The organism is Oscillibacter sp. (assembly GCF_032018205.1).
In the GTDB taxonomy this organism is placed as follows: Bacteria; Bacillota; Clostridia; order Oscillospirales; family Oscillospiraceae; genus Oscillibacter.
This window is the reverse complement of record NZ_DALZOY010000003.1, coordinates 25,909-49,573: the sequence shown is the minus strand read 5'-3', so window position 1 is coordinate 49,573 and position 23,665 is coordinate 25,909. Positions and strand designations below refer to the sequence as shown.

General features: G+C 58.8%; 20 protein-coding genes. 8 read left to right on the top strand and 12 right to left on the bottom strand.

Translation table 11 applies throughout. The features are described from left to right. Window positions 1–70: 70 nt before the first annotated feature. On the bottom strand, window positions 71–1,093 hold the full coding sequence (spoIID, locus tag RTU96_RS03110) for a stage II sporulation protein D (RefSeq protein ID WP_312634885.1): 1,023 nt from the start codon (window positions 1,091–1,093) through the stop codon (window positions 71–73). A 701-nt stretch (window positions 1,094–1,794) separates the two neighbouring features. Between spoIID and RTU96_RS03105 the strand changes: the two genes are divergently transcribed. From RTU96_RS03105 to RTU96_RS03095, 3 genes are all read left to right on the top strand, one after another. Beyond that, entirely contained in the window at window positions 1,795–2,238 is a 444-nt protein-coding gene (locus tag RTU96_RS03105; protein ID WP_312634883.1) for a hypothetical protein, read from the top strand. Further along, window positions 2,235–2,933 carry an anaerobic ribonucleoside-triphosphate reductase activating protein gene (locus RTU96_RS03100; protein ID WP_312634882.1) on the top strand — a complete coding sequence of 233 codons (699 nt, stop codon included), beginning with the start codon at window positions 2,235–2,237 and terminating at the stop codon, window positions 2,931–2,933. Before RTU96_RS03105 ends, RTU96_RS03100 begins: the two co-directional genes overlap by 4 nt. Before the next feature lie 304 nt (window positions 2,934–3,237). Beyond that, window positions 3,238–5,667: a ribonucleoside triphosphate reductase gene (locus RTU96_RS03095; RefSeq protein ID WP_312634881.1), complete on the top strand. Its 2,430-nt coding sequence runs from the start codon at window positions 3,238–3,240 to the stop codon at window positions 5,665–5,667. Between the two features lie 160 nt (window positions 5,668–5,827). On the opposite strand, the gene RTU96_RS03090 is transcribed toward RTU96_RS03095, so the two are convergent. The 3 genes from RTU96_RS03090 to RTU96_RS03080 form a co-directional block, all read right to left on the bottom strand. Continuing rightward, window positions 5,828–8,407 (bottom strand): cation-translocating P-type ATPase, encoded by a 2,580-nt coding sequence (locus RTU96_RS03090; protein ID WP_312634880.1) that lies wholly within the window; start codon window positions 8,405–8,407, stop codon window positions 5,828–5,830. A gap of 242 nt (window positions 8,408–8,649) precedes the next feature. Next, entirely contained in the window at window positions 8,650–9,519 is an 870-nt protein-coding gene (locus RTU96_RS03085; RefSeq protein WP_312634878.1) for a radical SAM protein, read from the bottom strand. Next, window positions 9,516–10,793: an aminotransferase class I/II-fold pyridoxal phosphate-dependent enzyme gene (locus RTU96_RS03080; protein ID WP_312634877.1), complete on the bottom strand. Its 1,278-nt coding sequence runs from the start codon at window positions 10,791–10,793 to the stop codon at window positions 9,516–9,518. The genes RTU96_RS03085 and RTU96_RS03080 overlap by 4 nt, the downstream gene beginning before the upstream one ends. A 220-nt stretch (window positions 10,794–11,013) precedes the next feature. Between RTU96_RS03080 and RTU96_RS03075 the strand changes: the two genes are divergently transcribed. Beyond that, complete coding sequence (locus RTU96_RS03075) at window positions 11,014–11,529, top strand: M48 family metallopeptidase (RefSeq protein ID WP_312634876.1); 516 nt, start codon at window positions 11,014–11,016, stop codon at window positions 11,527–11,529. Between the two features lie 47 nt (window positions 11,530–11,576). On the opposite strand, the gene RTU96_RS03070 is transcribed toward RTU96_RS03075, so the two are convergent. Then, window positions 11,577–12,269 (bottom strand): 3'-5' exonuclease, encoded by a 693-nt coding sequence (locus tag RTU96_RS03070; RefSeq protein ID WP_312634875.1) that lies wholly within the window; start codon window positions 12,267–12,269, stop codon window positions 11,577–11,579. A 503-nt stretch (window positions 12,270–12,772) separates the two neighbouring features. Here RTU96_RS03070 and RTU96_RS03065 point away from each other — a divergent pair. The 4 genes from RTU96_RS03065 (at window position 12,773) to RTU96_RS03050 (ending at window position 17,185) form a co-directional block, all read left to right on the top strand. After that, window positions 12,773–13,942, top strand: a complete 1,170-nt coding sequence (locus tag RTU96_RS03065) for a glycosyltransferase family 4 protein (RefSeq protein ID WP_312634874.1) — start codon at window positions 12,773–12,775, stop codon at window positions 13,940–13,942. Window positions 13,943–14,151: 209 nt separating this feature from the next. Next, complete coding sequence (dapF, locus tag RTU96_RS03060; protein WP_312634872.1) at window positions 14,152–14,997, top strand: diaminopimelate epimerase; 846 nt, start codon at window positions 14,152–14,154, stop codon at window positions 14,995–14,997. Window positions 14,998–15,048: 51 nt separating this feature from the next. Continuing rightward, window positions 15,049–16,338 carry a dicarboxylate/amino acid:cation symporter gene (locus RTU96_RS03055; RefSeq protein WP_312634871.1) on the top strand — a complete coding sequence of 430 codons (1,290 nt, stop codon included), beginning with the start codon at window positions 15,049–15,051 and terminating at the stop codon, window positions 16,336–16,338. 418 nt (window positions 16,339–16,756) lie between these two features. Continuing rightward, a complete protein-coding gene (locus tag RTU96_RS03050; RefSeq protein WP_312634870.1) occupies window positions 16,757–17,185 on the top strand; it encodes a divergent PAP2 family protein in 429 nt (142 codons plus the stop codon). Window positions 17,186–17,400: 215 nt separating this feature from the next. On the opposite strand, the gene RTU96_RS03045 is transcribed toward RTU96_RS03050, so the two are convergent. The 7 genes from RTU96_RS03045 to RTU96_RS03015 form a co-directional block, all read right to left on the bottom strand. After that, entirely contained in the window at window positions 17,401–18,270 is an 870-nt protein-coding gene (locus RTU96_RS03045; RefSeq protein WP_312634869.1) for an alpha/beta hydrolase, read from the bottom strand. Window positions 18,271–18,294: 24 nt separating this feature from the next. Next, window positions 18,295–19,500, bottom strand: coding sequence for a 5-bromo-4-chloroindolyl phosphate hydrolysis family protein (locus RTU96_RS03040; protein WP_312634868.1), 1,206 nt, complete (start codon window positions 19,498–19,500; stop codon window positions 18,295–18,297). A 5-nt stretch (window positions 19,501–19,505) separates the two neighbouring features. After that, window positions 19,506–19,715, bottom strand: a complete 210-nt coding sequence (locus RTU96_RS03035) for a DUF896 domain-containing protein (RefSeq protein ID WP_312634867.1) — start codon at window positions 19,713–19,715, stop codon at window positions 19,506–19,508. 13 nt (window positions 19,716–19,728) lie between these two features. Continuing rightward, window positions 19,729–19,947, bottom strand: a complete 219-nt coding sequence (locus RTU96_RS03030; RefSeq protein ID WP_312634866.1) for a DUF4177 domain-containing protein — start codon at window positions 19,945–19,947, stop codon at window positions 19,729–19,731. Window positions 19,948–19,959: 12 nt separating this feature from the next. Beyond that, window positions 19,960–20,757 (bottom strand): YlmH/Sll1252 family protein, encoded by a 798-nt coding sequence (locus RTU96_RS03025; RefSeq protein ID WP_312634865.1) that lies wholly within the window; start codon window positions 20,755–20,757, stop codon window positions 19,960–19,962. Then, window positions 20,750–22,501 carry an ABC transporter ATP-binding protein gene (locus RTU96_RS03020; protein WP_312634863.1) on the bottom strand — a complete coding sequence of 584 codons (1,752 nt, stop codon included), beginning with the start codon at window positions 22,499–22,501 and terminating at the stop codon, window positions 20,750–20,752. Before RTU96_RS03020 ends, RTU96_RS03025 begins: the two co-directional genes overlap by 8 nt. Before the next feature lie 171 nt (window positions 22,502–22,672). Continuing rightward, complete coding sequence (locus RTU96_RS03015; protein WP_312634862.1) at window positions 22,673–23,530, bottom strand: hypothetical protein; 858 nt, start codon at window positions 23,528–23,530, stop codon at window positions 22,673–22,675. Between the last annotated feature and the right edge of the window lie 135 nt (window positions 23,531–23,665).

The window sequence follows — 23,665 nt, the reverse complement described above, 5'->3', positions numbered from 1 at the left end:
CCGATCCCCTTGCGCGCCTTTTCAAAAATAAAAAGAGCTTGAGGATTTTACGTCCTCAAGCTCTTTTTTATTACGACAACCGTTCCGGCGTGTGCACCGCCACGGTGACGCCGGTATAGTAGTGGGTGATGATCTCCTTCCAATCCTTGCCGTCCTTCGCCATCTGCTGGGCGCCATATTGGCTCATCCCCACGCCGTGGCCGTACCCGGTGACGAAGAAGACGATTTTCCCGTCCTCCACCTCCGCTTCAAAGGTGGAAGAGCGCAAGGAGAAAATGGTGCGCAGCTTTGTCCCCCGGACGCTGATGCCCCCCACGGTGACGGACTCCACATTGCTGTCCTCGCCAACGACCCAATCCTTCATCCAGCTCGAGGCGGAGCCGGACAGGTCCGCCTCCGGATACGCGGCCAGAAACAGCTCTTTAAACCCCGTCGGAGTAAACTCCGCGCGGCTGTAATAATTGGGGACGCCCTCGCCCTCGGGGCTTTCCACGCTCTGGAGATAGGGCAGATCACTGCTCCACACCTCACCGGCACGCTTTGTGGTTTTGGCGGAGGAGGAGTGAAACACCGCCAAAATAGGCTGCCCGCCGTACAGAATCGTCTGCCCGTCGGTGAGGGCAACGGCGTTTTCCACCTTCGCCTCGTAAGCCTGCGCGCTGTCCCCCCAGTTGGACGCGGCAGTTTCCTTGTCCAGATACGCCTGACAGCAGGTGTGATCTCCGCAGACATCCGCCGTGTCGCCGTGGTTTCCGCCGGTGGCCATCTTATACATCGTATAGGTCCGTGCCGCCACCGCTTGGGCGCACAGGGCCTGCTGCTCGAAGGAGGCGGGCATCTCCGCCCGCACCACGCCCTGAAGATATTCCCCCATGGTCATGGTTTTCACCTCGTCCCCCAACAGAACGCGGATGGTGTAGGACCCGTCCGTCTCCCCTTGCGGAAGCAGCTCTATTTCCGGCTCTTCCGGCTTCAGCTCCCGCTTCGTCCCCGCCTCCGCCTCCCGCCGGACCACATGGGTCGTCACGGTAATCAGCGGCAGCAAAAAAAGCAGGCCCAGCAGCACCGCCGACATACCCAGATACCGTCTCATCTCGTTTCCTTTCCCGCTCGTTCAAAAGGCATTCACCTCTTGAACAGCCTGTACACTTTCCGTAAATTGATCGAAGCAGGCCCGCAATCCGCGGTTTCTTCAGCATATGCGCGGAAGACGAAAAACAGTCCTGCGCATAAATTGTCGAATTTTACGGCGTTTGATTATACCACGGATTGTCCGAAACGGCAACCGTGGGGATGGGTGCGTTTTCCCCGGCGCGGTGTGGACAAACCGCCGCCGCTGGCGTATAATGGCCCCAGATCACTCCCCGGTCGAATCGGCAGGCCGCGTCGGGAAACCGCGCGGGCGCGGAACTATTTACAAATTGTGCCGGGCGCAACGTCCCGGCTTTTGAGGAGGACCCGGATGAAACACACCACGGCTATGGCTGTTCTGGCGGCGTCGGGCGGCGCGGCGGCCTTTTTTCTGCGGCTGGCGCAGGCGCGCACCGGCTTTGTTCCGGAAACCGGACTGAGTACCCCCGGAAATCTCTTTGGACGACTGCTGTGGGTTTTGCTGGCCTTTTTGGGCGTAACGCTGTTTTTGCTGGTCCGCCGTCTGCCTGACCGCCGTCCCGACTCTCGTCCGTTTCAGGATGTCTTTTCTGCACAGGGGGCCGCCCCCCTGCTGCTGTCCGGCGTTTTCCTGCTGGCCCTTTCCGGGGCGGCGGAGGTGCAGGCCGCGCTCTCGGCTCCCCTGTGCTTTCCCGGCGGCGTCTGCTGCCCGCTGTTTTTTCCGCCGCGGCGGGGCGGCGCTCTCGCGGTCACAGGGCTGCACCGTCGGTTTTGCTGCTGCCCGCCCCGGTGGCGCTGGTGTTTCATCTGGTGCTGGACTATCGCGCCCGGGCCGCAAATCCCGCGCTGGAATCCTATGCGCCGGAGCTGCTGGCGCTGGGCTTTGCCGCGCTTGCCTTTTTCCGCCTGTCCTCCTTCGCGTTTGAGGACGGGTCCGCACAGGTCTTTTCTTTTTTCGCCGGGGGCAGCGTCATTCTGTGCGCCGCCGCGCTGGCGGGCGATCGAAGCCTTTCCCAGTATGCGCTGCTTGGCGGCTGCGTTCTCTTTTTTCTAGGGCTTCTCCTCTCCCTGCGGCCCGATCCGATTCGCAGGCGCGTGGGAGATGTGGAAGAAGAGGCGTCGCCATGACCTTCTGCGGACTGCAAACGCTGTCACTGGTGGACTTTCCCGGCAAGGTGGCGGCAACGGTGTTCACCGGCGGGTGCAACCTCCGTTGCCCCTATTGCCACAACGCCCGTCTGGTTACCGCGCCCGCAAATGCGCGGGAGCACTATGAGGAGCGGGAAATTTTTGCGTTTCTTTCCTCCCGCCGGGGACTGCTGGACGGAGTGGTACTCTCCGGCGGGGAGCCGCTGCTTCACGAAGACCTTTCAGACTTCGCCGCCCGGGTAAAGACCATGGGCTTTGCGGTGAAGCTGGACACCAACGGCTGCTATCCCCAGCGGCTCCGGGCTTTACTGGAAACGGGTAGCATCGATTATGTGGCTATGGATATCAAAAACAGCCTGCCCAAATATCCACTGACCGTGGGCGTTTTGGGCTTTGACGCAGCCCCGGTGAAGGAGAGCGCCGCACTTTTGATGGATGGCCCGCCGGACTATGAGTTCCGCACCACGCTGGTGCGGGAACTTCACGCTCCGGCGGACTTGCTGTCCATCGCCCAGTGGCTGAAAGGGGCGCGCCGCTATTTTCTCCAAAGCTTCATGGACTCCGGAGAACTGATCGGCTCCGGACTGCACAGCTTCTCCCCCGATGAAATGCGCGCCTTCGCCGAGATTGTCCGCCCTTTTTACGGGGAGGTTTCTCTCCGGGGCGTTGAGTGAGTCAACGCAAGATTCCGTCCAATCTCTCCTCTTTCGACACAAAGGGACTTTTTTCGAAACCGCACTCTTTTTTAGCTTTACTAAATCTGGGTGATTATTGGCATTTTTTATGAAATAATCCACAAGATATAGAGGTATTTCTAATTGACTTCCCCCAACAGCCCCGCTAGAATAAGAACGGAAGGGCGCTTCGGCGCCTTTCCGTTCTGACGGTATATGGGCCTATCTTTGATACGCTGGCGGCGGCAGGGCAGTTTGTCCCGCGCCGCGAGGCGGGAATACTTTAAGAGAGTGTGGGAGCGGTATGTATCGAGTTTTGAAGCGGGACGGCAAGGTCGTGGACTTTGCCCTGTCCAAGATCAGCGTGGCCATCACCAAGGCGTTTGACGCCGTGGGAAAGGACTACAACCCCGACATCATCGATCTTTTGGCGCTGAAGGTCACCGCAGATTATCAGGACAACATCAAGGACGGCTCCATTTCCGTGGAGCAGATTCAGGACAGTGTGGAAAACGTCCTCATCAAGGCCGGATACAGCGACGTTGCCAAGGCCTACATCCTGTACCGCAAGCAGCGGGAAAAAATCCGAAATTTAGGCTCCACCGTGCTGGACTACAAGGATTTAGTCAACAACTACCTGCACATCAACGACTGGCGGGTGAAGGAAAACTCCACCGTCACCTACTCCGTGGGCGGGCTGATTCTGTCCAACTCCGGGGCCATCACCGCCAACTACTGGCTCAGCGAGATTTACGACGCTGAGGTGGCCCAGGCCCACAAAAGCGGTGATCTCCACATTCACGATTTGTCCATGCTCACCGGCTACTGCGCCGGGTGGAGCCTGAAGCAATTGATTCAGGAGGGGCTTGGGGGCATTCCCGGCAAGATCACCTCCTCCCCCGCAAGCCACCTGTCCACCCTTTGCAATCAGATGGTGAACTTCCTCGGCATTATGCAAAATGAGTGGGCCGGGGCGCAGGCATTCTCCTCTTTTGACACGTATCTGGCCCCCTTCGTGCGGGTGGACAACCTCTCCCAAAAAGAGGTGAAGCAGTGTATCCAGTCCTTTGTGTATGGGGTGAACACCCCTTCCCGCTGGGGCACGCAGGCTCCGTTTTCCAACATCACGTTAGACTGGACCGTTCCCACCGACCTTGCGAACCAGCCCGCCATCGTGGGCGGCAGGGAGACGGACTTTACATACGGGGACTGCAAAAAAGAGATGGACATGGTGAACCGCGCTTTCATTGAAATTATGGTGGAAGGCGACGCGGACGGCCGGGGCTTCCAATACCCCATCCCCACCTACTCCATCACCAAGGACTTTGACTGGAGCGACACGGAGAACAACCGTCTCCTCTTTGAGATGACCGGGAAATACGGAACGCCCTATTTCTCCAACTACATCAATTCCGACATGGAGCCATCGGATGTGCGCAGCATGTGCTGCCGCCTTCGGCTGGATTTGCGGGAGCTGCGGAAAAAATCCGGCGGCTACTTCGGCTCCGGCGAATCCACCGGGTCCGTCGGCGTGGTGACGGTGAACTTGCCCCGCATTGCGTATCTTGCCAAGGACGAGGTGGACTTTTATCGGCGGCTGGACAAGCTGATGGACGTGGCCGCCCGCAGCCTGAACACCAAGCGCACGGTCATCACCAAGCTGCTGGACGCGGGATTGTACCCCTATACCCAGCGGTATCTGGGGAGCTTTGGCAATCATTTTTCCACCATCGGCCTTGTGGGGATGAACGAAGCCGCGCTTAACGCCGCGTGGCTGAGAAAGGATTTGACCTCGCGGGAGGCCCAGTCCTTTGCCAAGAACGTGCTAAACCATATGCGCCAGCGGCTCAGCGACTATCAGGAACAGTATGGCGACCTTTACAATCTGGAGGCCACTCCCGCCGAGTCCACTTCTTACCGGCTGGCAAAGCACGACACGGAGCGGTTCGGAGATATCACCACCGCGGCCAAGCCCGGCGACGCACCCTATTACACTAATTCCTCCCATCTGCCGGTGGGGTACACCTCGGATTTGTTTGACGCGCTGGCGGTGCAGGATGATTTGCAGACCCTCTATACCTCCGGCACCGTGTTCCACGCGTTTTTGGGCGAAAAGCTGCCGGACTGGAAAGCCGCCGCCGCGCTGGTGCGCAAAATTGCGGAAAACTTCAAGCTTCCTTACTACACCCTTTCCCCCACCTACTCCGTCTGCTCCCAGCACGGATATCTCACCGGCGAGCATTTCACCTGCCCCCACTGCGGGAAACCCGCCGAGGTTTACAGCCGTATCACCGGCTATTACCGCCCCGTGCAGAACTGGAACGACGGCAAGACGCAGGAATACAAAGACCGAAAGCTTTATGAGCTGGGAACCGCTTTGAAGCCCCACGCGCCAAGCTCCGCCGAACAAATCGCCCGGCCCGTGCCCAGCCTTGCCGCCACCTCTTCTGCACAACAGCCCGCGCCGGAGCAAAGCTCCACGGTTCGGGCCATGCGCGACGCGGTGGACGAGCTGCTGCTGTTCACCACCAAAACCTGTCCCAACTGCAAAACCGCCAAAGAAGGCCTTGAACAGGCGGGACTTGCCTACACGGTGCTGGACGTGAGCGAGCATTTGGATCTTGCCCGGAAATACCGCATTATGCAGGCCCCCACGCTTCTGGTGCGCCGGGGGGACATGATGGAAGTGGTTTCCGGTGCTCCCGACATCTGCAAGCTTGCCGCCGCGCTTTGATGTCTGTTCACAGAATCCGACTTTCATAAAAGGAACCTCCGCCGCAATGCGGCGGAGGTTCCTTTTCATAAACGCTTGAAATTCTTTCAATCGCTTGAGGACTGCTTTTTAAACACTTTCAGCTCCGCTATTTCAGCCATGCGCTTCCACTGAAGCACCCTCATTTCCTCCGCAGGGCTTTCAGTGCCTGAATCACCAGCATACTGGCAAAGGCCAGACCCACAATGGTCCAAAGATTCGTGGCCGACAAAACCGCCACGTCGAACAGCGGCTCCAGCACCGGGACCATCAAAACGCTTGCCAGCAGTGCCGCGCCAAACAAAAACGCCAGCAGGAGATACCGGTTGTTGAAGAGCTTTTTGGAAAACAGCACGGGCCGCCGGGACTTGCAGTTAAACCCGTGGAACAGGCGGCTCAGGCACAGCGTTGCAAAAGCCATGGTAGTTCCCACCGGCGCTCCACCGGCGCTCAGGCCCATGTGGAATGCAACGGAGGTGGCAATGGCGATGACCATGCCCTCCAGCCCCACGTCCGCAAGGAATGCCCGGGTCAAAATCCCCTCGTTTCGGGGACGGGGCTTTTGAAGCATCACGTCCTCACTTCCGGGCTCCAGCCCCAGGGCGATGGCGGGCAGGCTGTCGGTCAACAGATTGATAAACAGCAGATGCACCGCCGCGAAGGGCGCGGGCAGGCCCATGAGGGACGCGTACAGCACCGCAAGGATACCCGCCGCGTTACCCGAAAGCAGGAACTGAATGGCCCGCTTAATGTTGGCATACACGCCCCGTCCGTTTTCCACGGCCCGGACAATGGTGGCGAAGTTGTCGTCCGTCAAAATCATGCCCGCCGCGTCCTTGGCCACCTCCGTGCCGGTGATGCCCATGGCCACGCCGATGTCCGCCTGCTTCAACGCCGGCGCGTCGTTCACGCCGTCGCCGGTCATGGCCACCAAATTTCCCCGCTCCTGCCAGGCCCGGACAATGCGGATTTTATGCTCCGGGGACACCCGAGCGTACACACTGACTTTGGGAACGAAGTCTCGCAACTCCCCGTCGCTCATGGCGTCGATGGCCGCACCGTCTACCGCCTCGGTCCCCTCGGTGAGGATGCCGATTTTCTTTGCGATGGCGGCGGCAGTGATGCGGTGGTCCCCGGTGATCATCACCGGGCGGATTCCGGCGGAGATACACTCCGCCACCGCCACGGCGGATTCCTCCCGGGGCGGGTCCATCATGGCAATCAGTCCCAAAAAGTCCAGCCCGTTTTCATCAGATAGATTCACCGCCGGGGCGTCCAGATCGCGACAGGCAAAGGCCAATACCCGCAGCCCCTCCCGGGAAAACTGCTCGTTGACGGCCTCAACCTCAGCCCGCTGCTCCGGCGTGAGCAACGAGCGGTCCAACAAAACATCCGTTGCTCCCTTGGTAATCATCATCAGTCCGCCGGAAAGGCTGTGGACCGTGGACATCAGCTTGCGGTCGGAATCGAAGGGGATTTCCGTCAGGCGGGGATACTTCTCACGGACCTCCTCCTCGTCAAAGCGGAACCGCTCGCCAAGGCGCACCAGCGCCGTCTCCGTGGGGTCACCCACCTCGCCATTTTCGTTCACCGTGGCGTCGCTGCACAGCAGCGCCGCCCGCAGCAGCGGCTCCTGCATCGCATCGGAAAAGTTCGCGTCCTCCACCGGGATGATTTTTCCGGCGGTATAAATCTTCTGCACAGTCATCTTGTTCTGGGTCAGAGTGCCGGTCTTGTCGGAGCAGATCACCGACACGCTTCCAAGGCCCTCCACCGCCTGCAATTTGCGGATAATTGCATTCTCCCGGGCCATGGTCCGGGTGCCAAAGGAGAGGACAATGGTGACGATGGAGCTCAGCGCCTCGGGAATCGCCGCCACCGCCAGCGCCACGGCAAACAAAAACGCGTTCATCACCGGCTCGTGCCGCAAAAACACACTCACCATAAACAGCAGCGCACACAGAATCAAGATGCCCACGGAGAGTTTTTTTCCAAACTGGTCCAGGCTCTCCTGCAAGGGGGTCTTTTTCTCCCCCGCCGCCTTCAAAAGCGCCGCGATGCGGCCCATTTCCGTGTCCATGGCTGCGCCGGTGACAAGAAACCGCCCCCGGCCGTAGGTGATGAAGCTGCCGGAGTAAACCATGTTTTTCCGGTCGCCCAGAGGAACGTCCCCCTCGATTTCCGCCGTGTCCTTTTCAACTGGCAGGCTCTCGCCGGTGAGGGCGCTTTCGTCCGCCTTTAATGCGGCGCACTCCAGCAACCGCCCATCGGCACACACCGCGTCCCCCGCGTCCAGACACACCACGTCTCCCACCACTACCTCGCGCCCCGGAATCTCCCGGATCACGCCGCTTCTCAGTACCTTTGCCGTGGGGGCGGACATTTTTTTCAGACTTTCCAGCGACGACGCGGCCTTCACAGTCTGAACCGTTCCAAGAATCGCGTTCATGGTGATCACCGCCAAAATGACCACCGCGCTCTCCGCATCCTTCAGGGCAATGGACACCGCCGCCGCCGCAATCAGCACGATCACCAGAAAATCCGCGAACTGCTCCAGAAATATCCGCGCTGTGGACTTCCGCGCCTCGGCTAAAAGCTCGTTAGGCCCGTTTTGCTTCAGCCGCAGCGCGGCCTCCTCCTCCGTCAAGCCCTCTTCGCCGCAGCGAAGATCCCGAAATAGCTCCACCCTTGCCTTCTGCCATATTCCCCGTTTTTCCGCCATAATTCTCTTCCTTTCCTGCATCCATAGCGCAAAAAAACGAGACTTTTGCGCTAACGCCGAAGCGTTTGCTCAAAAGTCTCGCCATTTCGATCCGAAGCGGGGCAGAAGTTCTGCCCGACCTGACGCCAGCGGATGCACATTTCTGTGCCGGCTACTCCCTAATGATTGGACGTATCATATCCGATTTTTCGGCGGCTGTCAAGAAGTATTTCCCGAAATGCCGCTAAAAATTCTTGCGGTCTTTAAAGGCCCCGCCATTCCTCGGGCCGCAGCAGCGATAGATCCGCCGCCGCCCGGTCAATCGTCGCCAGCATGGTGGCCTTGTCGCCGTTCAGCGTCCCACGCAGGGCCAGATAATTGCTGGCATGGTTCATGCGGAACACGCTGCCGGGGCTGTCCAATCCCTCCACTAAAAGCCGGGTTTCCCGCAGGTCCTCCGCCGGGGTCAGCAGGCGGAAGGAGCCGTCCTGCACCCAGTCGTACAAAGGCGTGCCCGGCTCCACCATCAGCGTCAACATCCCGATGTATTCCGGATTCATGGCGTTGAAGGCGGCGGCGGTTTCCGCCGCGTGTCTCTCCAAAAGCGCCGGGCCGCCAAGGCCCGTGATGGCGGTGACGGACAGAGCGATGCCGTTTCTGCGGACCTTGCGCCCCATCTCCACGATAAAAGCCGCGTCGTGGCCCTTGCGCATCAGCTCCAGCACCGCGTCGCACCCGGATTCAAGGCCCATGTAAACCATGCTTAGTCCCTTTTCCCGCAGAACCTTCAGCTCTTCATCCGAGCGGATATTGATGCTGTCCGGCGAGGCATAGCTGGTTACGCGGATGCACTCGGGAAAAAGCGCCCGGATGGTGTCCAGAATTGTTTCCAACTCTCCAGCCTTGCGAACCAGCGCGTCCCCATCGGCCAGAAAAATTTTCTCCACACGGGGGTAAAGCCTGCGGGCCTCCCGAAAGTCCGCCAGAACCTCTTCCAGCGGGCGGACCGCAAAGCGCTTTTCCTTGTACATACTGCAAAAGGCGCAAGTGTTGTGGCTGCACCCGTAAGTCACCTGAACGATGAGACTCCGGGCCTCGGAGGGTGGGCGGTATACGCTTCCGTAGTAGTTCATTTCAAAATTTTCTCCAATGCGGCAAGTTTCAGCGAGGTGCACAGCACCTCCATGGCGGCCTCCAGCTCCCCCAGCGGAGGCAGGGACGGGGCGATGCGGATGTTGCTGTCCTCCGGGTCCTTTCCATAGGGGAAGGCGGCGCCCGCGCCGGTCATGGCAACTCCTGCGGCTTTACAAAGCTCCAGCGTCCGCCGCGCCGTGCCCGGCATGGCGCTCAGGGAAACGAAATACCCTCCCTTGGGGCTGCGCCACGAGGCGATGCCAAGCGGGGCAAGCTCCCGCTCCAGTGCGTCGGTGACGCAGCGGAACTTGGGTCCTAGAATGCCCGCGTGGCGGCGCATCAGCGCCAGCGTGTTTTCTTTGTCCTTTAAATACAGCACATGACGCTGCTGGTTCACTTTGTCAAAGCTGATGGCCTGCACGTCGATCAGCTTCACCATGTACGCCATATTTGCTTCCGAGCAGGCAAAGCAGGCCACGCCCGCGCCGGGCAGCGTGATTTTAGAGGTGGAGGCAAACTCAAACACCATGTCCGGGTTTCCGGTCTCTGCGCACAATGACAGGATATCCGAAAACGGAGCAAACTCCCCTTCCAGCTCGTGGACACAGTAGGCATTGTCCCACATCAGCAGGAAATCCGGCGCGGCAGGTTTCAGGGCGGCAATGCGCCGCACGGTTTCCTCAGAATAGACAATGCCGTCGGGGTTGGAGTATTTCGGCACGTTCCACATGCCCTTCACCTGCGGATCCCTCACAGCGGCTTCCACCGCATCCATGTCAGGGCCGTTGTCCGTCATGGGGATGCTCACCAGCTCAAACCCAAAGGACTCGGTGATTTTAAAATGCCGGTCATAGCCCGGGACGGGGCAGAGCCACTTTACCGTCTCCTCACGACACCAAGGGCGCGGGCTGTGTAAAAGCCCATGGGTATAGGCTTTGGAAACCGTGTCGTACATGAGCTGAAGACTGGAGTTTCCCCCTGCGAACACCTGCTCCGCCCGGCAGCCCAAAATTTCCGCGAACAGGCGGCGGGCAGCGGGCAAACCCGCTGTCTCTCCGTAGTTCCGGCAGTCAATTCCGTCGGACACATAGTCCTTCGATCCCTTGAAAACGCCAAGAAGGTCCCCGCTGACCATATCCAATTGAACTTTACCCGGCTTGCCCCGGGCCATGTTCAAATTCAACTTCCGGTCCCGGAGCTTTTCAAATTTCTCACAGACCAGCTCCTGCTCCGTCAAAAGCTCCTGCTTGTTTCTGTCGGCATACGCGGTCATATGCGCCATCCTTTCCCGCGCGGAGCGCTCCGCCCGGTTTCTTTATAAGGTTCTGTCAAGATCCAGTATACCCGCTTCCCTTGATTCTGACAATATGGATTTCGCCGGTTTTTTGAACGGCCTTTTTGAAATGCGTTTGCAAATCGGGAAGTATTCTCCCTTTTCAGGCCGTGTGCGGTCCACTCTTGCGCTTTTTTCGCCACTGTGGTATCTTAGCGGTATGGAAGCTTATACGCTGATTCGCTCCCGCCGGCGGACGCTGGCGCTGGAAATTACAAAGGATTGCAAGCTGCTGGTGCGGGCGCCCTTGCGGTGCTCTGAGGAAACCATCCAGGCTTTTGTGGCCCGGAATGAGAGCTGGATTGCCCGCAGCACAGACAAGGTGCGCCAAAGGACCGCAGAAGCAGGCCCGCCCCCCACCAAGGAGGAGCTTGCGGCGCTGAAGGCGCTGGCCCAGGCCGTCCTGCCGGGGAAGGTCGCGCAGTACGCCGCCGTCATGGGGCTTTCCCCCACTGGAATTAAAATCACCTCGGCGCAAAAGCGGTACGGAAGCTGCAGTGCGAAAAACAGCCTGTGCTTTTCCTGCTACCTGATGCGCTCGCCCGACGCGGCCATTGATGCGGTTGTGGTTCACGAGCTGGCCCACATCCGCCACAAAAACCACGGCCCCCAGTTTTACGCGCTGGTGGAGAGGTACCTGCCAGACTACCGTGCGCGGAAAAAGCTGCTGAAATAGAGCAGAGGGCAGAAGGCATAGCCTCCCGCCCTTCGCCGTATGTTTTCTTATCCCCGGCGTGCCCGCTCATAAAGTGGCTCGCCTCGCTGGAAGTTCTGGGGCAGATAGGTTACGGAGGAAATCCGCTTGCCCGACACCCCGTATTTCGGATGATAGCCAAAAAGGTTCTCATACTCTAAAAGGTCGTCCCGCTCTTCGGCCATAGCCCACAGCAGGGCAGCGGCGGCCCGCGCGTCGTCCACGGCCCGGTGGCTGTTTTGCACCGCGTCCTCCAGCCCATAGGCGGCAATGGCGTCCTTCAGCTTGTGGGGATAGTCCCGCCGGTCCTTGTAAACCGTGAGCGCATCCAGAAATTTAAGATTCTTCAAGCAGGCCGCACAGCCCTGCTCCCGCAGAAAATAATAAATAAAATTTAAGTCAAACTGCGCGTTGTAGGCCACCAGCAGCGTATTCTCCCGGGTGAGAAGTCGGCTGAATTCCTCTGCCGCGTCCGCTTTTTCCACGCCGTCCCGTTCAAGCTGCTCCGCCGTGATGCCGGTCAGTGATGTAATAAAGGGCGGCAAAGTCTTTCCCCCGGAAAGGCGCACCAGCGCGTTGAAGCTGCCGTCCTCCACCCCGTTTGTGACGCTGACGGCCCCAATTTCAATGATCTGCTCTTGCGCAGGGTCAATGCCCGTTGTCTCCGTGTCAAACAGGACCAGATGGGCAAACCGGTCCTCCAATGCGCTGTGTATTCCCATAAATGCTCTCCGTCTCTAACCCGCGCCGCGACGACAGGCTTCTTCTTTTTATAAGTTTGCCGACCAACATGCAAAATTTCCGCAAATTTGTCGATACTAAAAGCGCTTGCTTATCAGCATTATAGCTTTTTATGGAAAAAAAGGCAATCCCCGCCCGGCTTTCACAGATATCCACCGTCTTTCCTCTCCTTCATCTAATTTTTACGCGGCGGGGCTTGACATTTTCCAAAATTGTGATATTGTACTCTTGTATTAAATATATGATACAATTTTTAAGAAAGCCTTGACATTTTTCGCCGTTTGCTCTATGCTAACTGTACTAGTACAGATAACACAGTATGCATCTCCCCATTCCGCGTGCTTTGCGCGGCATGCTGACAATTTTCGCCAAGATTGAAGCGTTTTACCCTTTTTCCACGTTTTATAAAATATCCCGCGGGGCGACACGGTGAAGTCCCGCGTGCCGAATACACGCTTCCGTTATGGAAAGGATGGTTTCTCTTATGAAAGTCCTGATTACTTCCGATTGGTACGCCCCCACCGTCAACGGTGTGGTGACCTCAGTACTGAATCTTCAGCGCGAGCTGGTGGCTCAGGGCCACGAGGTTCGTGTGCTGACCTTATCCGAATCCCGCCATACGCTGGTGCGGGACGGCGTGACCTATGTGGGCGCCATGAGCGCCGGGGTCATCTATCCCGGTGCGCGGCTGCGCACGGCCCTTGCCACCCGGCAGGTTCAGTCCCTGATTCGTTGGCGGCCCGACGTGATTCACACCCAGTGCGAATTTTCCACCTTCCTGCTTGCCCGGAAAATCAGTGACCGCACCGGCGCGCCCATTGTTCATACCTATCACACAGTGTATGAGGACTATACCCACTACTTTTCCCCCAGCCGCGCTTGGGGCCGACGCATGGTTGCCTTCTTCTCCCGGCACGTAGTCACGCAGACAGCCTGTGTCATCGTCCCCACGGAGAAGGTGCGTGGCCTTTTGAAGAGCTACGGCGTCCGCAAGCCGGTGTATGTAATCCCCTCCGGCATTGATCTGCGCCGATTCTCCAGCCCCGCCGACAAGGAGCATCTTTCCCGCATGAAAGAGGATCTGGGCATCCCCTCCGGCAATTTTGTGCTGACCTATGTGGGCCGCCTAGCCAAGGAAAAGAACGTGGAGGAACTGCTTGGCAGCCTTGCAAGGCTGGAGCGGAAGGACGTTACCCTCCTCGTGGTAGGCGACGGCCCCTATCGCCATACGCTGGAGGATACCGTCCGTGAGCTGAGCCTTGGAGACCGGGTGATTTTCACGGGAATGGTGAAGCCCGACCGGGTTGCGGACTACTACCGGCTGGGGGATTTGTTTGTCAGCGCCTCCACCAGCGAGACACAGGGACTTACCTACATCGAGGCGCTGGCTTCCGGGCTTCCCGCCCTGTGCCGGAAAGACGCGTGTCTGGACGGCGTAATTGAGGAGGGCGTGAACGGCTGGCAGTTTGAAAACAGCGAGGAATTTCTTCTCCGCCTCCGGGAATTTCTGACGGACGAAGAGCTTCGCGCGTCTATGCGGACCGCCGCCGCAGACCATATCCAAAAAACCTTTTCGGCGGAGCGCTTTGCCCGCCGTGCGGCCGAGGTTTATGCCGCTGCGAGAGGGGATAGGCTGTGGGAAACCACCGCGTAAACAGTGGCATTTCCTTCCCTGCCGATTTAACCGACACAACCGCCGCGTGGGCTTGAGAAGCGCTCTTTTGCGCTGTTCTCAGGCCCACGCTTTTTTAATTACGCAAAGAAGGCCGCACTTTTTGCATGGATTTTAGCACATTCTCCAGTGTAATTGCGGGGAATCTGCTGATATAATAAAGCAAGTAAATTCGGAAGGGGGCACACCCGATGCAGTTTTGGAAAATGAACGGCGCGGGCAACGATTTTATTGTCCTGAACAATCTGGAGGAAGGCCTGCCGCCCGAGGCATTTTCGGATCTGGCGCGGACGCTGTGCGAGCGGCATCTGTCCGTCGGGGCGGACGGCCTGATGGTGGTAGACGCGCCCACACAGGGCGGAGACTACAAAATGCGGTTTTACAACGCCGACGGGTCGGTGGGCGAAATGTGCGGAAACGGCGCACGGTGCATCTGCCGGTATGGCTATGAAACCGGTCTTGCCGGGGAAACGCAGACCGTTGAAACCATGGCGGGCATCATCACCGGCAAGCGCATTGACAAGCGGCGCTATCGCATCCGTCTGAATGACCCCTCCACCATCCAATTGGAGCACCCCATTGAGGTGGACGGCGTTCGCTATTCCTGCGCTTATGTGGAGCTGGGCAATCCGGGTCTTCCTCATGCCGTGGTTCCCTACCGTGGCCTGCGGGACGCGGATGCAAACGAGCTGCGGGAGCTGGGCCGCGCCATGCGTCATCACCCCTCCTTCCCCAAGGGCGCCAACGTGAATTTCTACGAGCTTACCGGCGAGGACGCAGTTTACGAGCGGACCTTTGAGCGGGGCGTGGAGGACTTTACCTACGCCTGCGGCACGGGCACCGGCTCCGTCGCGGCGGTTCTGACCTTGCAGGGCAAGGTTTCCGGCTCCGGCGTCCGGGTAGATATGACCGGTGGGCAGCTCATCGTGGACGTGGAGCGGGAAGGCTCCGGCATCCGGTCCCTGTATTTGACAGGGCCTACCAACATTGTTTGCAAGGGCGAAATTACCGATGAGGAACTTCGCCCCGCAAAATAACGCAGCGTGTTTGAACTCCCCCCATTGTGTGTGAAAGAGAGGATTGAATTTATGAGCAAGAAAAGCTCCCTGTGGAGCAGCTACGGCCTTTTGATCTGCATGGTATGCGGCATTGTGCTGGGCTGCGTCGTGGGCGCCCTGTTCCCCAACGTGAAGGACGCAAACGGCGACGTGATTGCCTCCGGCGCTTCTATCCTGAAGCCCTTGGGCCAGATTTTTATCAACCTGATGTTCTGCATCGTGGTTCCTCTGGTGTTCGCTTCCATCTCCGGCGCGGTGGCCAACATGAAAAGCGCCAAGCGGGCCGGTAAGATCATGGGCACCACGATCGCCACCTTTGTGGTCACCGGGGCCATTGCCGCCGTCATCATGATTGTTCTGATGAAGCTGATTCCTCCTGTGCTGGTCCCCTGGCAGGACATTCCCGCCGGAACAGTGGATGAGCAAAAAACCATCGCGGAGCTGATTGTCAGCTTCCTCACCGCAGAGGACTTTGTGGCCCTGCTGAGCCGCCGGGCTATGCTGCCTCTGATTGTGTTTTCCATCATCTTTGGCTTTGGCGTGAATATGAACGGCGGGCCCGACTCTCTGGTGGGCAAGTTTCTGGAGGATTTGTCCAACTGCATGATGAAGGTGGTCAAGATCATCACCTACTACGCACCCATCGCGTTTTTCGGCTTCTTTGCCGATTTGGTGGCAACCTACGGCTCCAGCATTGCCCAGAACTATGTCCGCGCGCTGTTGGTGTACTATCCTCTCTGCCTTATCTATATATTTACCGCATTTCCTCTCTTTGCCCGCTTTGGCGGCGGCAAGGGCGCGGTAAAGGTGATGCTGCGGCATATTCTTCGTCCCGCCGTCACCAGCCTTGGCACCTGCTCGTCCGTCGCCACCATCCCCACCAACATGGAAGTGGCTGAGGAAACCGGCATTCCCAAGGATGTCAGCGAGATTGTGGTGCCTTTGGGTGCCACCATGCATATGGATGGCTCCTGCTTCTCCTGCGTGCTGAAAATTGCGTTCCTGTTCGGCGTATTCGGGATTCCGTTTGACGGTGTAGGCACCTTCCTGAAGATCATTCTGGTGGCGGTGTTCTCTTCCGTGGGCATGAGCGGCATCCCCGGCGGCGGCTACATCGGCGAATTTATCATGTGCTCCGTCTTCTTCCCCACCCAGTTGGAGCTGGCCTATCCCATTGCCATCACCATTGGCAATCTGGTGGACCCCCCCGCCACCATGATCAACTCTGCCGGTGACTATGTCATCAGCTATGTGGTGGCCCGCTTTGTGGACGGCAAGGATTGGCTGCAAAAAGCGATTGCTTCCGGAAAGGCCAACTGAGGAAACCTGCTCCCGGCTCTTGGGCATATCTTTCAGTCTGCCCTTCACTGCGGTGCAGTTGCCGCTTCGCTATGAAAAAAACCGGCGCGGCCAGTGGGCTGCGCCGGTTTTTGTCGAAGCTGCAAAGCTGCCCTGCCCCGCCGAGGCAAGCGCTTGCAGGGCTTGTGTGCGCCCGTGCGGGCTATTGCAGCGCGGGTTTTTTCCGGCTTGCCCATAGCATCACTTTATTGCGGCATGGGCAGAATTTCCGGCGCATAAAATAGTTCTGTCTTAAAAGCACGGCTTTTTTGACAGTTTAAAAATAGGCGCGATTTTACACGAATATGCTGGCTCATTCGGTTAGTATGTGCTATAATGTCGAAGTGTGGCGGCGCGGGCCGCGGCCAATTCCTGCAGTACGGGGAGGCATTGACACAATATGACGCTATGGAACAACCACCTTTTAATAAATGCGGTGATTGCCTGGATTACCGCGCAGGTTTTAAAGGTAATCATCTACGCTCTGGTCAATCGAAAGCTGGACATTCGTCGTCTGGTTGGAGACGGGGGAATGCCCAGCGGACATTCCGCCACCGTGACGGCTTTGGCCGTTACCGCCGGGCTGGAGTGCGGACTGGACTCGGCAACCTTTGCCATCTCCGCTATTCTGGCAATCATTGTTATGCACGATGCCATGGGTGTGCGGCTGGAGGCAGGCAAGCACGCCAAGGCACTCAACGAGCTTTTGGAGCTTGCCAGCAGCGATCTTGAAAACGAGGTCAAACTGAAGGAGTTCGTGGGGCATACTCCGCTTCAGGTGGCATTCGGCTGCCTTTTGGGTTTCGTGCTGGCGGTGATTCTGAGCTGACCTTCAGGAGGGGCGCTGAGTCGAGCAGATGTTTACTTGCAACGCGCGCCTTTTCCGCTTTTTGACGTGGCCCAGTCGTTTTGGGGCGCAGTCCTAAACATTTGCATGGCGCTTAGACGCTTTTGGTTTATTTGGATATTTAAATTAAAAGGACGGGGGATTGCCAGCTTGGCAATCCCCCGTCCTTTTTTCATATCTGCAAGGAAGCGGGCCGCTTAGGAAAAATTCTCCGTCCTGTCCAGCCAGTCCTTTACCAGAGCGACAAACGGCTCAGGACGCTCTATCTGCAAATTGTGGCCTGCCAAATCCAGCAGGGCAAACGCCGCCCGGGGCATATCCTCCAGCAGCTTCCACAAATCCCGGTATCCCACGCAGATGTCCTGCCGACCAGCCAGCAGCAGCGCAGGCCGGTCAAAGCCCAGCGCTCGGACCTGCGCGTCCACATCGAAAGAAAAGGCATAGTTCCGCCGCAGTTCCGCCACAAATTCCCCGTTTGAAAGGCTCAACCCGGAAGCGATCTCTTTTTCATACCGTTCGTAAACCCGCCGGTTTGCCAACACCGCCAGATTGCAGAACGCCGCCCGCTCCTTCGGCCCCAGCTCCCGGAGGAACTCCTCGTCATAGCGGAGGGCGTCCACCAAGGGTACCACCCGTTTTTCCGGCTCCGGCACGGTCACCGGGCAGATCAAGAGCAGCCCATCCGTCAGCGGGCCAAGCTCCGTGGTCAAAAGGCCCCGGGCAAGATAGCCGCCGTAAGACTCCCCCGCCAGCAAAAAACGCTCTCCCGCCGTCAGCTCGGCCACAAGGCCCCGCAAAAGCTCCAAAATATCATCCGAAAAGGCCCGCTCCATAGGCGCGTCCGACCGGCCCATGCCGGGCAAATCCACGTAGATGCGCCGATAGCCGGGCCGATGTTCAAACACCGGCTCCATGCACCCGGCCATCAATCGGTGGTCGCAGCCAAGACCGTGGAGCAGCACCACCGGCTTCCCCTCGCCTACACTATGGCAGTAAAGCCCAACGCCTTGCACCGTTTTGAACATCTTCTCCACCACCCGAATGCAGTCAATTTCGCGCTTTTCCATTTTTTCGCTGCGCCCGTGGGGCCTTTACTCCTCTTGTGTCTGGGCCGCCGTGCCGCCCAGGTCCACGTCGCGGCTTCGTCCGGAGGAGGGAGTTCCCGTCTCCGGTCCGCCCAGACCAAAGTCCCGCTCTACGCTGGCGGTATCCCGCCGGAGCATGGTTTCCATCACCCGGATATCGCTGTCTACGTCCAGCACATCGGTCTTGTAAAGCTCGTCCAGTTGGTGCTCAAAGCCCGCGACGATGGAATCCATGGTCTGCTCAATCCGCAGCTTGGCCTGACGCAGGTTCTCTCCCTCCACGCCCGCCGCGTCAAACTCCGCGTAAGAGTCCAGCAGCTTTTGGGTAGTGGGCAGGTAGTAGTTCATAAACGTGTCGATGCGGCCCTGCTTTTTCGGGTCCGCTTCCACCGCGCGGAAAATACGTGCGGTCACGTCCTCCAGACGGTCAATTTTCTCAGACAAAACAGGGTCGGCAATTTGCTCGTTGGCCCGGCGAATGCTCCGCAGAATGCCGGAATAGCCCTCTTCCGCCTCCTTGGGCGGCTGACGGGCGGGGTCCTCCGCCTCCTTTTGCCGAAGGTGGGCCTCCTCGGCCCGGGCGCTGCGGAAAAAGCAGCCCTGAATTTGGTCCAGATAGGCTTGAGACCCGAAATAGCCCCGGTCGATCATTTTCTCCAAATCCTTTTCCACGCGCCGTCTGGACCAGCCCAGCTTTCGGCTCAGGTCCTCCACGGAGATGGCCTCCGCCTCTCCCAGCACCGCGGAATAGCGCGCATAGCGGCGCATTGTCGCATCCATACTCAGCCCGCCGAGAAACAGGCCCAGACCGCCCGCCGCAATGGCCAGATACTGCAGGAGCTCCCAGAGATATCCGCTGAAACCGGAAAACATCATCTCAGCCGGGTCGCCAGCCGCCAGAATGCCGATTCCCATCGCCACAAGGCCGATAATTTTCATGGTCCGGGAATTAGACCGCTTCACCGCCGGGGGACGGGTCAGGTTCCGGGCCGCGGCCTCGGCCCGACCGCCGACATGCCCCTGCTGGCCGGACTGCTCCATGCCCGGGCGCACGGAGGACGCGGGCGCGACTTTTTTCCTGCCGCCACCCTTGCCAAACAGCTTTGAAAACAGCAGATACAGCGCCACGGGCCAAATGCCTATTGCGAACAGGAAGACGATCAGCGCCCAATGGCCCCAGTCACTGTCCTGATTTCGTTTCTCGGGGGTCATTGGCGTCACTTCTCTTTCCTCTTCAGCTTTTCTTTGGACCCGTCGGGCCGCAGAAGCACGGTATTGTCCAACTGTCCCTGTAAATTACCCAGCACCGCCCCCACATATTCTTTGTGCAGCGCAGTGCGTTCCGCCGTCTCCTCTTCACTAAGCCCCTCGGGCAACTTCGCCTTGCGGGCCAGTTCGTTGATGCGGTCAATTTTTGCTTGCTCCATGCAGTTCCTCCTGTCACTCTATGGGGGTTTCCCGCTCAAAAATCAAGTCAATCGTCTCAATAAAGCCGCCGGCTCTCTGCAGCCGGGGAACAAATCCCGCATACCGCCAGCCCTCAGTGGCCCGGCGGCGGATGGCCTCCTGATGGTCCACAGTTTCCATGCCCACGCCGCCAAAAAGGCTGTATCCGTCTAGACTGTCGCAGGGAACCGTTTCAAACTCATATTCCAGCATATGCGCGCCTCCTCAAACGGACCGCCGAACCACAATGGACGTCCGGCCCTTTCTGGTCATACCGCCAATCTCCGTCACCGTAAATCGGCCCACGCCCCGGGCGGAAACGGTGTCTCCCTCCGCCAGCAGGCGGTCCGGCTTGGTGCATTCCAGCCAGTTCACCTGAACTCGTCCGCTCTCAATCAGGGAGGCGGCCTTTCCCCGTGCCATTTTAAAGCCCGTGGCGGCAATCGCGTCCAGCCGAAGGCTCATCACCGTGTCTCGGACCTCCTCAAAGCGCTCCTCCGGCACGGACAGCTCCTCCGCCGAAATGGCGGAGACGCTCAGCTTTGCCCGCCCGGCCTGCTCCCAGCTTTGCAGCAAAAAATCCGCCACGCCCTCCAGCACAATCAAATCGCAGGACTCTTTTCCCGCCAGAATGTCTCCGATCTTCTCCCGGGTCACGCCCATGCCCATCAGGCTTCCCAGAAGGTCCCGGTGACCAATGTCGTATTCCGGGCGGTATTTCGCCCGCAGGCACCGCAGAGGACTTTGCTCCGCCGCTGTTTCCGTGTCCATCCAGTCCGGCAGGAACAACAGAATCCGCCGCTCCGCCCCTTCATAGCCGCCCATGGACACATACTCCGTCTCCCCCACGCCCGCAAGGCGCAAAAGCACCTCGGCGGAAGTCCGCTCCTGCGGGGATAGAAAATCCGTGGCAGCGGGAATATTGCGGCTTTGGGCCTGTTCCAGCCGGTCCAGCACCCGGGCCAAAATCAGCCGCTCCTCTCCGCTTTTCGCGGCCCTGTCTAAAAGCTTCGTTTTATCCATGGCGCAGCTCCTGCGTGCGGTAAAGCTGGGCATACGCGCCGTTTTTCGCCAGCAGCTCTGCGTGGGGGCCCTGCTCCACAATTTCGCCGTTCTCCACCACCAGAATCCGGTCCGCCTTTTGGACGGTGGAAAGCCGGTGGGCAATCATCAGCGTGGTGCGATTCTTGGCAAGCCGCTCGAAGGTGGCCTGAATTTTCGCCTCGGTCACGCTGTCAAGCGCGGAGGTTGCCTCATCCAGAATCAGCACCGGAGGGTCCTTTAGGAAAATCCGGGCAATGGAAATGCGCTGCTTCTGCCCGCCGGAGAGCAAGGTTCCCCGCTCGCCCACATAGGTGTCAAACCCATCGGGCAGGGCGCAGATATCATCGTAGATCTCCGCTTCCTTCGCGGCTTTGAAAATTTCCTCTTCGGTAGCGTCTGGACGTCCGTAGCGAATGTTTTCAAGCACGCTGGCGGCAAACAGGAATACCTCCTGCTGCACCACGCCCACGTTGCGGCGCAGGGAGCTTTGCTTCACATGGCGAACATCCTTCCCGTCCAGCCGCACGCTGCCTCCGGACACATCGTAAAACCGGGGAATCAGCTGGCAGAGCGTGGACTTTCCGCCCCCGGAGGAGCCAACCACCGCCACGGTTTCGCCCGGGCGGATGTGCAGGTCAACGTCGTGAAGCACCGGCAGATTGTCCCGATAGGCAAAGCTCACATGGTCCAGGTCCACCCGGCCCTCCACCCGGGAAAGGTCCTCCGCGCCCGGCGCATCCTTCAGCGCAGGTTCCTCCCGCATCAGCTCGGCAAAGCGCTTCAGGCCCGCGGACCCATTGGCAAACAGCTCCATAAAGGAGGAGAGCTTCCGGATGGGGCTGACGAAGGTGGTGATATACAGGCTGAAGGTAATCAGGTCGATGGTGTTCATCTGCCCCTGCATGATAAGCCAGCCGCCGGCGGCGATCACTGCCGCCTGCAACATGCACAGGAAAAACTCCATGGCGGCGTTAAACCGGCCCATGGCTTTATGAAACATCCGCTTGGAGGTTTTAAACGTCTCGTTGGACCGGTCGAACTTGCGCAGCTCCGCCGCTTCGTTGGCAAAGGCCTTGGCGGTGCGGATGCCGGACAGGCCCGACTCGATATCCGTGTTAATGGCGGCGGTCTTCCGCTTCACAGCGTCCGACGCTTCCGCCATGGACCGGCGGAAACTCCACACCACGGCGAAAAACACAGGAAGAATCACCGCGATCACCAGCGCCAGCCGCCACTGGATGGAAAACATCACCGCAAGGGACCCCACAATGGTCACAAAGGAGATGAACACATCCTCCGGCCCGTGATGGGCCAGCTCCGTGATGTCAAACAGGTCGGCGGTGAGCCTGCTCATCAACTGGCCGGTGCGGTTTTTGTCGTAGTAACGGAAATCCAGCTCCTGCATGTGGTGAAACAGGTCCCGGCGGATGTCCGCCTCCACCAGAATGCCGAAGGTGTGCCCGTAATAGGCGATGACGTAGCTCAGGGCCGCCCGCAGGGTAAAGGCCGCCACCACCGCCGCCATGACGGCAAAAAATGCCTGCCACGCGTTTGCGGGCAGCAGGGTATACATGCACCACCGGGACACAAAGGGAAACGCCAGATCAATGAGGGACATTACAAAAGCGCAGCCGATGTCCAAAAAGAAAAGCCGCCGGTGGGGCTTGAAATAGCCGATAAAAATTTGAAATAGGGAACGCGTTTGAAATTCTTTTGCGGTCATGCTCACTCTCCTGATTTCAGCCGGTCAAAACCGGACATTATAATGTAGGAAAACTCCGTGGAAGCAGCGGCTTCAATATCCTGCCCGCTTCTTAGACATTATAGCATGGGATTTCCCTTGGCGCAACAAGGAATCCCCGCCGGACGATACGCGTCCGGCGGGGATTTTCACTCAAGAGATGGCCTCGCTTCCGATGCTGTACTCCGTCCATGTGCCACGCTCCGGCCAGACACATACGCAGTCGGAAAAGAAATACGCCCCGTCGCCGCCGCGCCACTTCTGCGCGCCAAAGGTCAGGGTTGGCAGACTGTACGCCGCCGTTTCGCCCGGCCCGTCCGCCGTAACAGAAAAAAGCACGCCGTCCTCCCAGAAAAGCCGCTCTTTGTCAATAAATCCCTGCTCCGCCAGCTCGTCAAAGGTTCCGGTCAGGGCCTGTGCTCCGTGAAGCCGCCCAAACTGCCACGCCACGGCGGCCTTTTCCGTCTCCGTCAGGTCGCCGGGGACGCCGCTTAAATCCACGCCCACATAGGGAACCGTCCCGCCGTCCTCCATTTCGTTCAGGCCCGGGTCTGTGCTCCACAAATCGTCCAAAACCTTGAGCCACAGTCCGCACAGGTCGTTATAGCTGCCATTTGTCGGCGTTTTCGCCCGCAAAGAGACGATCTGCGCAAATTGGGCGGGATAGCTTTCCAGCACCGTACCGGAATGCTCTACCTCCACCGTCATGCCGTCGGCAAGGTCCTTTGCATCGGCAGACTGACCATCCACCGTCACGGGGAGGCCCTTCGTCGACAGGAGATATATGCCGTTCTCCGCTCCGTTCAGCTCTGCCAGCAGCAGTTCTCCCGTCTCCGCTCCGTCCACAATCCGGCACACGGTCACCGTTTCCGTCGATAAGGTTTCTCCTTTTAAGGTCTCCGCCGAAGAAGATGCCCCTCCTCCGTCCGCCAACGGGGACGCAACCTGCCCGCAGGCCGCGAGAAACGCGCACAAAGCCAGCGACAAGATTGCTATCCGCACTTTTTTCACCCAAATCAACCTCCTTTTTCCACTTGGACGGAAATCAAACGCAGGGAGTTCCCGCAATAAATATCTTCTGATGCATTCTCGGAGAAACTCCGTTGATTTTCCTCTTGACAAATTGCCTGAAACGCGTAAAATAAA

Coding starts and splice junctions, on each gene's coding strand:
- RTU96_RS03090 (WP_312634880.1), bottom strand. CDS start 8,407: ATGGCGGAAAAACGGGGAATATGGCAGAAGGCAAGGGTGGAGCTATTT.
- RTU96_RS03050 (WP_312634870.1), top strand. CDS start 16,757: ATGACGCTATGGAACAACCACCTTTTAATAAATGCGGTGATTGCCTGG.
- spoIID (WP_312634885.1), bottom strand. CDS start 1,093: ATGAGACGGTATCTGGGTATGTCGGCGGTGCTGCTGGGCCTGCTTTTT.
- RTU96_RS03030 (WP_312634866.1), bottom strand. CDS start 19,947: ATGCTGGAATATGAGTTTGAAACGGTTCCCTGCGACAGTCTAGACGGA.
- RTU96_RS03025 (WP_312634865.1), bottom strand. CDS start 20,757: ATGGATAAAACGAAGCTTTTAGACAGGGCCGCGAAAAGCGGAGAGGAG.
- RTU96_RS03020 (WP_312634863.1), bottom strand. CDS start 22,501: ATGACCGCAAAAGAATTTCAAACGCGTTCCCTATTTCAAATTTTTATC.
- RTU96_RS03085 (WP_312634878.1), bottom strand. CDS start 9,519: ATGAACTACTACGGAAGCGTATACCGCCCACCCTCCGAGGCCCGGAGT.
- RTU96_RS03095 (WP_312634881.1), top strand. CDS start 3,238: ATGTATCGAGTTTTGAAGCGGGACGGCAAGGTCGTGGACTTTGCCCTG.
- dapF (WP_312634872.1), top strand. CDS start 14,152: ATGCAGTTTTGGAAAATGAACGGCGCGGGCAACGATTTTATTGTCCTG.
- RTU96_RS03080 (WP_312634877.1), bottom strand. CDS start 10,793: ATGACCGCGTATGCCGACAGAAACAAGCAGGAGCTTTTGACGGAGCAG.
- RTU96_RS03070 (WP_312634875.1), bottom strand. CDS start 12,269: ATGGGAATACACAGCGCATTGGAGGACCGGTTTGCCCATCTGGTCCTG.
- RTU96_RS03065 (WP_312634874.1), top strand. CDS start 12,773: ATGAAAGTCCTGATTACTTCCGATTGGTACGCCCCCACCGTCAACGGT.
- RTU96_RS03045 (WP_312634869.1), bottom strand. CDS start 18,270: ATGGAAAAGCGCGAAATTGACTGCATTCGGGTGGTGGAGAAGATGTTC.
- RTU96_RS03040 (WP_312634868.1), bottom strand. CDS start 19,500: ATGACCCCCGAGAAACGAAATCAGGACAGTGACTGGGGCCATTGGGCG.
- RTU96_RS03100 (WP_312634882.1), top strand. CDS start 2,235: ATGACCTTCTGCGGACTGCAAACGCTGTCACTGGTGGACTTTCCCGGC.
- RTU96_RS03075 (WP_312634876.1), top strand. CDS start 11,014: ATGGAAGCTTATACGCTGATTCGCTCCCGCCGGCGGACGCTGGCGCTG.
- RTU96_RS03035 (WP_312634867.1), bottom strand. CDS start 19,715: ATGGAGCAAGCAAAAATTGACCGCATCAACGAACTGGCCCGCAAGGCG.
- RTU96_RS03055 (WP_312634871.1), top strand. CDS start 15,049: ATGAGCAAGAAAAGCTCCCTGTGGAGCAGCTACGGCCTTTTGATCTGC.